Genomic DNA, 13,165 nt, shown 5'->3' on the forward strand with positions numbered 1-13,165 from the left:
TCATGGTGATGAGTCCTGATGGCGCTGGACTGACGGCCGGACGGCCGATCGATTCGCCGTTCGAACGTTCGCGGGGGACACAGCCGGTGCGGGGATTGCCTGATGAGCACGATGGGCTCGAGTCGGGCATGGCGCTGTGCCTGTCCGGGGGTGGGTGTCGGGCGATGCTGCAGGACCCGCTCGACGCGGATTCCGCGGGCACAATGCCCCTCGCGGACATATTCACGCGTCTCGACGCTATGCCCGAGGCGCTACTCGTCAACTGCGGAGATGTCGTCGCCGACGCGGGCGTCAGGTCGTGTGTCGACCGAGAACCCGACCGGGGCAGGCTCCCATATCCTGCCCGTCCTCTCAGTGACGCGTCGGCGTACGGTGCCTGAAACAGCGCCACCACGAGATGAGGGCGCGCCTCCGTGGTGGCCGTGGGCCCTGCGCGGAGCCGTTCGCAGCCCGGGGAAGCTACGCGATGACTGGCAGTACGTCGTGGTGGAGGAGGTCGTGGGGGCCACCATCGAGTTGATGCGTTGGCCGTGGCCGCATGCTGACAGCAGAGGCCGGCTGTTCTGGACCCCCGACGCCGAGGAAAAGGTCATGACTGCGGCCGTACCGCAGCGATTGATGCGGCTGCAGCTGTACCGACCCAACCAGCTCCTACGACGGCCGCGGGCCGGCGACACTTTCGCCGCCCGAATCTCGTCTCCAGCACCAGGGTGGGCTGGCGATGTCCAGGTCGACGATCTGGCGGACATCTTCCCCGGTCCGGTGTACGACGTCAGTGCCGAGGCCCGCGAGGCCGCCAAGCTGGCCTACCAAGGGGCCTCGTCAGCAGTCTTCGATGGCAGCCAGAACGAAGATCTGCTGGCGGAAGCCCGAGAGCAGCGTGAGCAGCGCCCGAAGGCAAGACGCCTCAGGGTGACTCCTCTAAATGAGGTCATCGACGACGAGGGGGATGCAAGGTGAACCCGGTCCTTCAACCGGTAGAGAGTGCCACACTCGCGCCTCCCACGGACGGGGCCGGCGCCCTTGTCCAGGCGATCCTCGAAGAGCCGGATGCCTTGGCGTACTTCCTGCTCAACGTCGGGGACGGTGACACTCAGCTGCTCTTGCTACCCCCGGACAGCAACGACGGACAGCGTCGACTGGTGATCGTTGACGTGGCCACGACCCGGAAGCTGCCTGACCTGATCGAAAGCCTGCACCGGGTCCAGGTGCCCGCCGCCACGGGCAACCAGCCGCTGATCCAGCGACCCGGTTCGCCGGGGCAAATCCGCCTCGTGGTCGCTACCCACCCTCACTTCGACCACATCGGCGGAATGTTTGAGCTGTTCGAGACCTACAACGCACTCCACCCCGGACACTCCGGCGAGTCAGCCGAGACCGCAGGCGCGGACCCAACTGCCCCCAACGAGACCAGCAAGTCGACGCCGTACGCCTCGAGCGCCTGCATCGACCAGTTCTGGGAGCCCGGCTACTTCTTCCCGGGTCCGAGCTTCCATCGGCTCATGGCGCACCTGGAAACCAGCCCGTGGATTCGACGGCTCCAGCCCACGAGCGGAACTTCCACCTTCCTGGACTCCGTGAAGGTCACTGTCATGGGGCCGGGCGTCGGCCTGCGCACCCGGTTCGACACCTACGGGGTCGAGGTCAACAACTCCTCATTGACCTTGATGTTCGAGTACCCGGCCCACCGCATCTACACCGAACCGGACCCAGACTCGGACGACCGGCTGAACCGGCGGAGCGTACGCAGGAGGAGCCGCCGCCTACTGCTCGGAGGCGATGCCCAGTTCGCGTCGTGGGCCCAGACCACGGTCGACTTCCCTGACCTCCACAGCGAGCAGAACCCCGTCCTCGCCAAGGAGCTACAGGCGGCCAGGGGACGGGACTATCTCGCGTGCGACCTGTTCAAGATGCCGCACCACGCCTCCAAACACGGCATCAACCTGGAACTGATGGAGCGGGTCAACGCAAAGTACGTTCTCGTCTCCTCGACGGGAGGCGGGGGTCGCTATGGCTTCCCCCACGCACTGGCCATGGACGCGGCCCGCGAGGCCCGCCAAGCAACCACTTCCTCTCAGGCCGCCAGGCTCACTGACCACGCGCTCGGAATCCACGTCACCGGTGCCGTGCTCGACGACCAGGCCAAGACCGCTCTGGGATCAATAGCCGTGCTGGTGTCACCCCAGCCCAAGCGCGGCATGCGCATCTTCCGCCTGATGGACGACGCGGGGGAGTTGATCGATCTCGCGGCCGCGCGCGAGGTAATCACCTGACCGTGCTCTCCGCAACGACCAGCATGCGGAAGAGTAAGGGCGCGCTGCACGATGACGTGGAGACAGGGATGATGTGGAGACAGGCTTGTCAAGCGATGAGGGGCTGGACCGGGCCCTGTCGCGCCAGCCGGCGTCGATGCTTGGCCCCATTGGCATCTCCGTTTCGACGCTTCGCCCATCGCTAGGCACATGACCGCCCGGCATGAGCGGCCTCCACCGAGTTCCCGCACAAGCCCCGCCGCCGAGGCGAGGAGTAATCTCGGTCGCGACGGGAGGAGCGCCGCATGAGCGAGGAAATCCGGGTGGAGTTCGTGAGCGGTCCGGACGCCGATCCGGCGGAGATAGACGCGCTGACGAGGGCGTTGCGGGCCGAGATCCTAGAGGTGGACGAGGTGGACCGCGTCGAACAGGCGTCCGCCGGTCCGGCGCCGGAGGGTTCCAAGGGGCTCGATGTCGCGGCCATCGGGGCGCTCGTCGTCGGCGTCGCTCCGGGAGTACAGGCGGTCACGAAGGTGATTGAGGTGGTCCGCAGCTGGCTGGCAAACCGCTCGCCGTCAACGCCCCCGCTGCAGATGTCGATCGGCGACAAGAGCATCACCGTAGTGGCTAGCAAGAAGCAGCAGGACGCGTTGGTTGCCGCCTTCGTCGCGGCGTTGGCGACCGGGGACGCCGGCGAAGCCGGGAAGCCGGCAGAGTGATTCAGCGGCTGCCCCAGGCGGGCGGTCCGTAGGCGCCGGTGTTCAGCTCGATCGGGGACGTGTCGCCGAATGCCTTGAGCCAGAGCGTCTTACCAACACCCTCCGTGGCGGGCTCGAGCCAGACCACCGCCGGCTCGTCGCTGGGGGCCCAGGTCGGTGATTGTGCGCTCCCGCTGACCGTGATGGGGCTCACGCCGCGCGCGTCGACACTCTCCTGGTAGACCACGTTGCTGGATCCGTCCCGGTCCCGGAGGAAGAGCAGACCATGGTCCGACCAGTCCGGGTGGCTGTCCGAACCGTCCAGCCCGTCGGTGACGGGTTCCTGCGCCTCGCCGTCGGCCGAAATCGCCCACAGGGCCGTCGTGTCATCCCCCTCGACATCCCGCATCACGATGATCCGGCCGTCGCCGGTCCAGGTCGGTGCGCCACGAAAGTCGTCCTGCCTCACCAAGCGGACCAGGTGCCCGTCCGGGTCGATGATGCCCAGGCCGACCGACTGGCCATTGGCGTCCACGCAGATCGCGGCGAGAAGCCCGCCGTCTTGGCTGAAGGCTGGCCTCGTGGTGAACGGGCAGTCCTGGCTGGCTACGCTGTCGAGGAGCCGCGCGTCATTGCTGCCGTCGACGCGGGCCAGCCGAGGTATCCCTCCAGGGGCTTCGCCCCGGGTGGTCAGGTACACCATCCACTGGCGATCCTCAGAGATCGTCGGGAAGCCCGCCGCCGGATCGTGGAGGATCAGACGGGTGTTTCCGGTTTCGGTGTCGAAACCGAAGATCCCCTGACCGAGCTGCGGGTCCTTGGCAGCCACGAGAAGCTCGGTGTCCGGCAGTACGGGCCCGGATTCTTCGACGCCGGAGGTCACGCCGGAGGTGCTGTCGTCGCCGTTCAGTGCCTGCCAGGTGTACCCACCGATGACCAGCACGCCGATGAGACCCGCCGCGGTCAGACCGGCGCGCTTGAGCGCGACTGGGTGCCACCGTCCAGGAATGCCACCTCCACCATCGGCCTCGGTCTCGGTGTCGGTCTCGGTGTCGGTCTCGGTGTCGGTGTTGGTGTCGGTGTGGGTGGTGTCGATGTCCGGTGCTTGTTCTTTCACGGGCCGGTCTTCGACGGTCGGTCCACCGCGCGTGGCCGACGCCGGCTCATAGTCGGGGATTGCCGGTGTCGGCAGCTCTCCGGCCGCGTCCAGCACCTTCTGCGCCTGGCTTCGGACCGACAGACTGTCGTCGTGGCTGGCCAATCTGGCCAGCTCTAGGCGGGCGGCGAGCGAGCGGCCGGGGTGTTTCTCGTCCAGGACGTGGGCCAGGCCCTGCACGGCACCCAGGCGCTTGTAGGTCACCAGGGCGCGAGCATCAGCGAGGAGGTCGGGTTCCAGCGGGGCGGGCCGGGTGACGGGCGTGCTGCGGCGGGCGACGTACACCTCGCCCTGGACATCGAAGCTCTTCACCGGGGTCTGGTTCGGATTGCGCGAGGTCACCCGGTCGTGCACGAAGTTGTACAGCTCGTCCAGCGAGATGAGCCCGTCGAGGTCGCGGTCGGCTTCACCACTGCGAAGACCGTCGATCACCGCATGGGTGAACAGGGACGGCTCCTCCTCCCCGTCGAGCGCCAGCTGTAGCGAGGTCGACGCGGTGATCACCGCTCTACCCTTACCGCCGAGACGCTCGGTGAGATCGACAGTGTCGGCCGCCTTGGCGAGCTTGACGAAGGCTCCTGAGTAGCAGCAGTCGACCAGGCAAAGGATCAGGCTGGCTCGTGACTCCTCCATGGCGTCGCGAACGAGTGCGGATGGGACGCCGGTGACCTTGAGCTTGAACGCGTCGGACAGGTCGGTGTTCGTCGTCGCGAAGTAGAGCTCTCCGCTGGGGGACTTCACGCCGTGACACGAGAAGTGGGCGAGCAGGGTGTCTCCGTACTTGCCGGCCCCGAAGAACTCCGCGATGGCGAGTTCTATGTCGTGGCTGGGTCGGTTGAAGACGGTCTTGACCCCGAAGCCGCCGACCGCCTCGTCGCGGAGCACGTCGGCCAAGGCGCGCGCATCGGTGGCGGGCGCGTTGAGACTCGTCAGCTTCGGATCGCTGTACTCGTCCGTCGCGACGATCAAGGCCCTTCGTACGCCGGCCATGGCGCCTCCCGATCGAGTATTCCGGGTCCTACGGTCCTCGCCTCCTGATTGAGGTGTCAACGTGGAATCTGCACCTGCTGGGGAGGACGGCGGGAGCGCTGTCGGACCGCCGCGTCAACACCGTGGTTTGGACGCGGCCACGCGAGGTGCCTGAGATGCGTTCATATGGGGAACCCTTGGAACCGGACCGGTGAGCGATCCCCGTGCTTGGTCGGCATCGAGACCTGGGCACTTGTCCCACCTGTGAGCGCACTCTTTGGTTCGCCGCTCAACCGGGGACGACCGGACGAACAACCGGCGCGCCCAGGAGCGGGAGATGGTCTCAGATGCGCCACGACAACTTGGGCTGGATCTCGGCTACGGGCCGGAGCCGTGAGCTGAAGCTCTACGGCACCACCGATGCGCGACAGAATGCCGCCGATTTGCCTGGAACATGACTCGTTCGGGCCTTGTCCATCGCGGTGTTGTCGGAGGACCGTGGGCCCACGACGGATCGTTTCGGGGAGACGCCATGGCTAGGACGCGGCATGACATCGCCACAGTGTCGCTGGGCAAGGTTGCCGACGCAGAGACCCAGGCGTGGCATCCGGTCCTCGACACCTACGCGCGGGGTGTCGAGCTGATGCGTGCTCTGCCCGCAGAGGACCCGGAATCCTGGCAGTGGGCGGCCAACACTCACGGGGTCCCCGTGGGTACGCCGCTGCGTCCGGCTTGGGGGCAGTGCGCCCATGCTTCGCTGTTCTTCTTGCCCTGGCACCGCGCCTACCTTGCCTGGTTCGAGGGGACAATCCGCAAGCTCACGGGCGATGACGGCTGGGGGCTGCCGTACTGGGATTACTCCGACCCGGACAATCCGGACGCGGTGTTCCTTCCTGCGGAGTTTCGGGTGCCGACCAGGGTTGTCGACGGCGAGGCCGTGCCGAACCCCCTGTTCGATCCAGCCCGGAACGAGGGCCCCATCCCAGGCGAGGACATCGACATCGTGCAGGCGCTCGCCGAACGCAGATTCGTCGGGGGTGTTCCTGACGTCGGATTCGGCGGCACCGACCGTGATCGTCGCTTCGGTGATGTGGAGAGCACGCCGCACAACTGGGTCCATGTGGACATCGCAGGGCTCATGGAGAGCCCGGCAACGGCGGGCCAGGACCCGATCTTCTGGCTGCACCACGCCAACATCGACCGGTTGTGGGAGGTGTGGCTTTCCCTCCCAGGCTCACTCCGGTTGACGGATCCCGGCGGGGGTTCGGCCTTCCTCGTGACGCAGTGGCAGTCGGCGATCTTCTGGTTCGGCTCCGAGCAGTCCCCGTCGACGTACACGATGGACGATGTCGAGGATCTGTCCAGTGTGAAGATGGGCTACGAGTACGAGTCGATCGAGCTGCCGGAGGCGTCGGCGGAGGCAATCGCCGCCGCGAGGGAACCGGTGCCGGTCGGGGGAAGTGGGTTTCCCTTGGACGAGGCCCAGGCTCGGTGGGAACCAGTTGCTGCCAGTTTCAATCTGGATTCCAACGAGGAGCGGGATCTCACCTTCCACGCCACGCCCCGGGGCCTGGATGAGGCGCCGCCGACCCGCCTGGTCCTGGAGTTCGCCGGGGTGCGTGCGGTCGTGCCGCACGCGGCGTACGTCGTTGAGGTGAGGTCCGCGCCGGACGCGGAGCCCCATCGAGCCGGGCGGTTTGCGACCTTCGGTCTGGCAGGGACGCCGCCGGAGGAGGAGCGCAACTACCTGGTCGACGCGACGGAGGTTCTGCCCGACCTGGTTGCGGAGGGATGGACCGGCGGGCAGTTGTCGGTGAAGCTCGTGCCCGAGGAGGGGCGTCCCGACTCGGACGATCCCGACCGCGCGATTCATGTCCAGCAGGTCACCGTCTACGCGCAGACATCATGAGCCTGCTGCAGGCGACGCTGCTGGCCGGACGCCTGTCGGGGTCGGTCCGGTCCACGTCCACCCGGGTGGTCCTGGGTTGTGCGGCGGCGGCGTGGGTTGCGCTGAGCGTTCCGCGGCCAGGTGGTGGCCAGGGCGCTGGCGAGATGGGCGTGGCGCACGTTCACCACCCTCACACCGTGCCGCCGGTCGCAGCTGAGGTGGTCGACCCCTGGAGCTTGGCCTGGATCGGCAGCTGGCTGCTGATGGTGGTCGCGATGATGTGGCCGCTGACCATTCCCAGCGTTGGAGCGATCACCCGCTCCAGCTTCCGCGGCTGGCGCATGCGGCTGGGGGTTGTCTGCCTGGCGACGGTGACCATCCTGTGGCTGGCCGTGGGTCTTGCGGGCGCCATGTTTGCCCGGACGCTTTCGGTTCCGCCAGGCAGCGTCTGGTGGCAGCTGGCCTTCGTCTGCCTCGCGCTGGTGGCGTTCCGCTCGTCGTGGCGCAGCCGGGTGCTGGAGGGGTGCCTGAGGTTGCCCGCCCTGGCGCCGGGAGGTCGCCGTGGAGTGGTGACCGCGACGAGGGCGGGCATGCTGACCTGGCGCCGCTGCGCGCTTCTGTGCGGGCCGGTGATGCTAGCGATGGCCATTGGCCACAGCCTGGTCCTGATGGTCTTCGCATCGCTGGCTGCGTGGTGGGAGGCCTGGCATCCCAGGGCATGGCGAGACCCCGTGCCCGTTTTGTTGATCGCCGGCGCTGGCGCCTGGATCGCGGTCGCTGCTCTGCTCGACGGAAGGATCGGCCATGCCTGACATCTTCGCCGAGGTGGATCTCCTCATCCAGGACGCATCGGTCTCCCAGCTCGAGAGCCGCATAGGGGGCAGCGACGCCGGCAAGGAGAGGAAGAAACTGATCATCCCCGGCGACGCCAACGACCGGTTCCTGGACGGGCCGGCGTGTCGTCGGATCGCAGTGGTCGACTTCGACCCCGCGTCCGGAGACCCTCTACCGCCACCGGTGGTATTCACGCCGTTCGCCTCGAATCCGCGGTCCGGGAGGTACGTCGCTGACAGCGACCCGACCTCAGCGGCGAGCATCGCGGTCAACACGTTCGGAACGGTGTTCCAGACGGTGCGCATGTTCGAGGGTCCGGAGGCGCTGGGAAGGCAGGTTGACTGGGCGTTCGGCAGCGAGCAGCTGCTGGTCGTGCCCCGGGCAGGCGAGTGGGCTAACGCCTTCTACGACCGCGGGACCCGCAGCCTTCAGTTCTTCTCGTTCCTGGACGACGACGGGAAGCGGGTCTACACCGGGCTGAGTCGCGACATCGTCTCGCACGAGTGCGGACATGCCCTGCTCGACGCCGTCGTGCCCTCGCTCTACGACAGCTCCACCCCGCAGTCGGTCGCGCTCCACGAAGCGGTCGCGGACCTGGTTGCGGTGATCATGGCCCTCGACAGCAGTCGACTCCGACAGGCGGTGCTCGCCCTCGGTGACAACTCACTGAGTGGACCCAACGCCTTCAACAACATCGCCGAGGAGTTCGGCATGGCGCGGCCCGGTGCCGACGGGATGGCCCGCACCGCGCTCCGGGCGCTGCAGAACGACTCCACGCTCGAGACGCTGGCGGGCGAACGTCCGCACATGCTGAGCACGCTGCTCTCGGCGATCTTCTACGACACGCTGTCCAAGATCTTCATGGCCCGGTTCGAGGACGAACAGATGACTGACGACGCGGGTGTGGCCCTCCCGAGAGAAGAAGCCGCCAACAAGGCACTCGGCACCGCGCTGATCATCTTCCGCAGGTTCCTGCTCCGCGGGATCGACTACCTGCCGCCTGGTGAGCTCAGCTTCGCCGACGTTGGTCGCGCCACTCTGGCGGCCGACCGTGCGGCCCGCCCCGACGCCGACTCGAGCGTGGCCCTCATCGAACAACGGAAGGGTTTCGCGGAGAACTTCGTCAAGCGACTCATCGTGGCCAAGGCGGGTGACCTCGACGGTGCCCAACCCAAGAAGCTCGACGTGCCCGCCGATCGAGTGGGGCAGCTGCACGTCAGCGACTGGGCGGCCTACCAGTACGTCACCCATCACCGCGCGACGCTGGGCATCCCGAAAGGCTCCTCCTTCACGGTGCTGCCCCGTGTCGACAGCACGAAGGTGATCGGCCCCAAGCGCGATGGAGTGGCGCCGGTCCAGCGGGAACTGATCCTGAAGGTCGCCTGGAACCACACCGAGGACGCCACCGGGCGTGCCCGCAGGATGCGAGTGGTCCCGACCGGTGCGACCGTCGCACTCAAATGGGAGACCGGGGAGTGCCTGGCCCTGGTCCGCAGCGACGTCACCAGCGCCGATCAGCAGCGTGAGCGTGATCGGCTCCTGGTCGAGCTGGAGCACGAGGGCGTGCTCGAACCCGACGACGAGGCCGGTGTCGGGCTTCGGGGCGCTGGCGATGCCGGCCTACACGGCAGCCACAGGTTGCTTCACCTCGCGGGGTGGGATGCATGAGCGAACTGGTGGTGCGTTCGTACAACGTGGGCTTCGGCGACGCGATCCTGGTGTCGATCCCCGAGGCCACCAACGCAGGCGCCGAGGAGACGCGGCACCTGCTGATCGACGTCGGCAACCTGTTGGCCGGGGACGGCAACGACGACAAGGTCTTCACCGGTGTGGTGCAGGACATTTCGGATCGCACCGGCGGGACCGTCGACCTCTATCTGATGACCCACGAGCACCTCGACCACGTCCAGGGGCTGCTGGCCGCGGAGCGGGCAGGTGTCGAGCTCGCGGCGCGGCACGCATGGCTCACGGGGTCGGCCCACCCGGCGTACTACGAGACCCATCCGGAGGCGAAGGAGAAGATGCGCACGCTCCAGCTCTCTCTCGCCGAGGCGCACCGGATGCTCCAGGCGGAGCCCGACCCGTGGCTGGAGATGATGGTGCGCAACAACTCCGCGATGCTCCCACCCGGGGCGCTCGGCTTGAGAACCAGCGACTACGTCGACCATCTGCGCGGCATCGCCCCGGAGGACCAGACCCACTACGTCGACAACACCACCGACATCGTCGGCAAGCACCCGTTCCACGAGGCGGTGCTGAGGATCCTCGCGCCCGAGGAGGACACGTCGTCGTACTACCGGAAACTCGGCCCGACGCACACCACAGCGGATGAACTCCCGGCTGCGGGCGCAGCAGAGGCGCCTGCGGGCCTCTCCGTGCCACCGGTGGGCGTGGATCCAGGAGCGTTCTACGACCTCCAGGCCTCCCGGCGGAAGAGCACCCGCCGCCAGATCATGGAGATCGATAAGGCCAACAACAACACCAGCGTGGTGCTCGAACTCGAGTGGCGCGGCTGGCGACTGCTCTTCGCCGGCGACGCCGAGCTCGGTTCGTGGAAGCTGATGCACGAGCAGAACCTGATCAAGCCCGTGCACTTCGTGAAGGTGTCGCACCACGGCAGCCACAACGGCACGTACGACGAGCTGTTTGACGAGCTCATGCCCGCCGAGAGCCCGGACGGTCGGGAGCGGCACGCGCTGGTGTCCACCCATGACGGCGACTGGGACAGCGTGCCGGACACGGACGGGACCCTGTCGCTGTACTCGTCACGCTGCACCTTGCACGACACCCGCGCCCTTGCCCACGGGGCGTTTCTTGAGATCCGGTTTCCCGGCTAGCGCCGGTGGGCAGGACAAGCGGAGGTATGAGATGACTGACCCAGAAGCGCTGTTGCCGGGGCCCCAGGAGGAGATCACCGCCGACCAACCGGTGTCCCGGCCACCGGGCCATGACGAGGCGCCCTCGGAGGGCCTGGCTCTGTGCTTGTCAGGGGGCGGGTACCGGGCGATGCTCTTCCACGTCGGCGTCCTGTGGCGGCTGAACGAGGCCGGGATGCTGCGCGAGCTCGACCGAATCTCGAGCGTCTCCGGCGGTTCGATCACGGCCGGGGTTCTTGGCCTCAACTGGGAGAACCTCGACTTTGACGACGCCGGCGTGGCGCGGAACTTCCAAAGCCAGCTGGTCGACCCGATTCGCAAGATGGCCGGCGTCGGCATCGACGTTACCTCGGTACTGACCGGGCTGGGTCTTCCGTTCACCTCGATCTCGGACCGGATCGTCAAGGCCTACAAGCAACATCTCTTCGGCAAGGCGACGCTCCAGAACCTTCCCGACGACGACCCGAAACCGGTTGGCCCTGAGAAGCCCCCACCGCGGTTCGTGATCAACGCGACGAACCTCGAGTCCGGCGTGCTGATGCGCTTCAGCAGGCCCTACCTGGCTGACTACCGCGTGGGCAAGGTGCACTTCCCCGACCTGCCGCTGGCTGTCGCGGTGGCCGCATCCTCTGCCTTCCCGCCTGTGCTGTCGCCGTGCACGGTGGACCTTGAACACGAGGACTGGGTGACCGAGGAGGGCAACGACCTGACCGGCGCCGGCTTCCGCGGCCAGATCAGGCTCTGTGACGGCGGGGTCTACGACAACCTTGGCCTGCAAACAGCCTGGAATCAGTTCCGCACGATCCTGGTGGCCGACGCCGGTGGCCACATGGGCGCCGATTCCTCCCCGCCGACGGACTGGCCAAGGCACATGGTGCGGGTCCTGTCCGTGATCGACAGCCAGGTCCGGTCCCTTCGCAAGCGTCAGGTCATCGAGGCCTTCAAGTCGGACCGCCGAACAGGTGCCTATCTCGGCATCCGCAGCCACGTCGCGGACTACCACCTCGACGGCGCGATGCCGGCCGACCCGGAAATCACCGACAAGCTCGCCGCGATCGCAACCCGGCTGGACGACCTGCCAGCGGAGCGGCAGGAGTCGTTGATCAATTGGGGCTACGTGATCACCGACACCGGAATCCGAAAGCATGTCCGAGAGGGGTTGCCTGCAGGCGACCTGCCCTACCCGGCCCGCCCTCTGGTCAGCTGAGCCATGGCTGGGTCACGGAGACCCACTCGCGCTGGAACCCTCCGGCCAGCCGGCTTCTGCGCCTCAACCCCTGCCAACGCGACACATCGAGACTGTTGTCCGGTCAGCGCAGGACCGCAGTTTCTGTGACGCGCTGACCTCGCGGGTTGCCTCGCGGCTCAGCGTCCGTCGCAGCGTTTGAGGATCACAAACTTTCCCTCGTCCGCAGTGACGACCTCTATCCCGCAAGGCACCCCTTGGGTCGGACAGCATGAGTCCGCTCGACCCCGCCTCCGCGTGGTGCGCCAGCAGCGGCGCGTCGAGCGCAAGCGCCGGGGGACTGCATCGTCGGCGCTGGATGTCGGCCTGAGTCGCCCGACCCGCAGGCTTGGCTCAAGGCCAGAAGCCGCCGAGGTCCTGGAAGGAGGCCGCTGATCTGATCGGCTGGAGCCGGTACGCGGTCGCGAAGCTGCTCGAGGCTGGGGCCCGGTGAGCGAGCGCCCGAGTCAGCAGGAGTCCGTGGGCTGCAGTGAGACCAGGTCGACCAGGTCCACGCGCACCACGGTGCCGCGCACGTCGAGATCGATCCACCCGGCAGCGCTGTCGACGACCTGGCCGCAGGCGGTGCCGCTGCTGGTAGTGACCTGAACAGGGCGTTCTGCGCCGGACTGCGGCCACCAGTTGCTGGATGCCGAAAGCGCGGTCAAACCGACCGCGACGCAGGTCAAGATGACGCCGGCCCGGAGCCGACGGGCACCGGCGGCTGGGTCCGCCGGTGCGCCGAGCGGCCACGCCACAACCGCCACAAGAAAAAGCCCGATTGCTGCGACGGCGAGGGCGAGCAGCGCCAGGATGCCGGCGACGGACTGCAGCCATATGGGGAGCCTGGTGCCGCTGTCGCCGGTGAGCACGCCGCAAAGTCCCACGAAGGCCAGGGCCGCGAGCTGCAACTTGTGCCACTCGCGGGCCGAGGCACTGAGCGCGTCGGGCGCCGCGAAGCGTTGCGGTTCCTGCTCGGGCGTGTCGGCCATCTTCCATGCACCCCTTCTTGCGGTTGCCTCGACGGTATGCGCCACGCCAGCACGGAGCCCATGGACTCAACTGCCCGGTCCAGGAACCGGCGGCATCGGCGGGGATGCCGGGCCCCCATCACCCGCAAACGTACGCCCAGCCCGGAACGCAATCTGCCTGAGCATCGGACGAGGCGCCCAGGAACACTCGAGCTGCGTGAGCGAATGCTCCGGGGCGCCTCGTGGGAGACAGGTGTAACGGACCCTCCCCCAAAGTGCAACGATGCTTGAAGATG

10 protein-coding genes are annotated in these 13,165 nt (G+C 67.4%); 8 read left to right on the forward strand and 2 right to left on the reverse strand.

Features of this window, described 5'->3' with window-relative positions:
- The first annotated feature begins 498 nt into the window (after window positions 1–498).
- The 3 genes from DDE18_RS20975 (at window position 499) to DDE18_RS23160 (ending at window position 2,971) form a co-directional block, all read left to right on the forward strand.
- Complete coding sequence (locus DDE18_RS20975) at window positions 499–960, forward strand: hypothetical protein (RefSeq protein ID WP_133241293.1); 462 nt, start codon at window positions 499–501, stop codon at window positions 958–960.
- Between the two features lie 182 nt (window positions 961–1,142).
- On the forward strand, window positions 1,143–2,273 hold the full coding sequence (locus DDE18_RS20980; RefSeq protein WP_165821278.1) for an MBL fold metallo-hydrolase: 1,131 nt from the start codon (window positions 1,143–1,145) through the stop codon (window positions 2,271–2,273).
- 284 nt (window positions 2,274–2,557) lie between these two features.
- Window positions 2,558–2,971: an effector-associated constant component EACC1 gene (locus tag DDE18_RS23160; protein WP_165821279.1), complete on the forward strand. Its 414-nt coding sequence runs from the start codon at window positions 2,558–2,560 to the stop codon at window positions 2,969–2,971.
- A gap of 1 nt (window position 2,972) precedes the next feature.
- Here the strand turns inward: DDE18_RS23160 and DDE18_RS20990 are convergent, their stop codons facing one another.
- Window positions 2,973–5,075 (reverse strand): caspase, EACC1-associated type, encoded by a 2,103-nt coding sequence (locus DDE18_RS20990; protein WP_165821280.1) that lies wholly within the window; start codon window positions 5,073–5,075, stop codon window positions 2,973–2,975.
- Window positions 5,076–5,637: 562 nt separating this feature from the next.
- Here DDE18_RS20990 and DDE18_RS20995 point away from each other — a divergent pair.
- The 5 genes from DDE18_RS20995 to DDE18_RS21015 are packed head-to-tail and all read left to right on the forward strand — an operon-like array spanning window position 5,638 to window position 11,880.
- Complete coding sequence (locus DDE18_RS20995) at window positions 5,638–6,984, forward strand: tyrosinase family protein (RefSeq protein ID WP_165821281.1); 1,347 nt, start codon at window positions 5,638–5,640, stop codon at window positions 6,982–6,984.
- The gene (locus DDE18_RS21000) at window positions 6,981–7,775 is read left to right on the forward strand and encodes a DUF2182 domain-containing protein (RefSeq protein WP_165821282.1); all 795 of its coding nucleotides are present in this window, start codon (window positions 6,981–6,983) and stop codon (window positions 7,773–7,775) included. Before DDE18_RS20995 ends, DDE18_RS21000 begins: the two co-directional genes overlap by 4 nt.
- Window positions 7,768–9,465: a gluzincin family metallopeptidase gene (locus DDE18_RS21005; protein WP_116574305.1), complete on the forward strand. Its 1,698-nt coding sequence runs from the start codon at window positions 7,768–7,770 to the stop codon at window positions 9,463–9,465. The genes DDE18_RS21000 and DDE18_RS21005 overlap by 8 nt, the downstream gene beginning before the upstream one ends.
- The gene (locus DDE18_RS21010; protein WP_133241294.1) at window positions 9,462–10,634 is read left to right on the forward strand and encodes a ComEC/Rec2 family competence protein; all 1,173 of its coding nucleotides are present in this window, start codon (window positions 9,462–9,464) and stop codon (window positions 10,632–10,634) included. Before DDE18_RS21005 ends, DDE18_RS21010 begins: the two co-directional genes overlap by 4 nt.
- A gap of 31 nt (window positions 10,635–10,665) precedes the next feature.
- A complete protein-coding gene (locus DDE18_RS21015) occupies window positions 10,666–11,880 on the forward strand; it encodes a patatin-like phospholipase family protein (RefSeq protein WP_116574309.1) in 1,215 nt (404 codons plus the stop codon).
- Between the two features lie 485 nt (window positions 11,881–12,365).
- Here the strand turns inward: DDE18_RS21015 and DDE18_RS21020 are convergent, their stop codons facing one another.
- The gene (locus DDE18_RS21020) at window positions 12,366–12,890 is read right to left on the reverse strand and encodes a hypothetical protein (protein WP_116574311.1); all 525 of its coding nucleotides are present in this window, start codon (window positions 12,888–12,890) and stop codon (window positions 12,366–12,368) included.
- Window positions 12,891–13,165 lie beyond the last annotated feature (275 nt).

The organism is Nocardioides gansuensis, assembly GCF_003076135.1.
GTDB classification, from domain to species: domain Bacteria; phylum Actinomycetota; class Actinomycetes; order Propionibacteriales; family Nocardioidaceae; genus Nocardioides; species Nocardioides gansuensis.

Bases quoted from the DNA above. Each gene is read 5' to 3' on its own strand.
- DDE18_RS23160 (WP_165821279.1), top strand. From the start codon at position 2,558: ATGAGCGAGGAAATCCGGGTGGAGTTCGTGAGCGGTCCGGACGCCGAT.
- DDE18_RS21000 (WP_165821282.1), top strand. From the start codon at position 6,981: ATGAGCCTGCTGCAGGCGACGCTGCTGGCCGGACGCCTGTCGGGGTCG.
- DDE18_RS21005 (WP_116574305.1), top strand. From the start codon at position 7,768: ATGCCTGACATCTTCGCCGAGGTGGATCTCCTCATCCAGGACGCATCG.
- DDE18_RS21010 (WP_133241294.1), top strand. From the start codon at position 9,462: ATGAGCGAACTGGTGGTGCGTTCGTACAACGTGGGCTTCGGCGACGCG.
- DDE18_RS21015 (WP_116574309.1), top strand. From the start codon at position 10,666: ATGACTGACCCAGAAGCGCTGTTGCCGGGGCCCCAGGAGGAGATCACC.
- DDE18_RS21020 (WP_116574311.1), bottom strand. From the start codon at position 12,890: ATGGCCGACACGCCCGAGCAGGAACCGCAACGCTTCGCGGCGCCCGAC.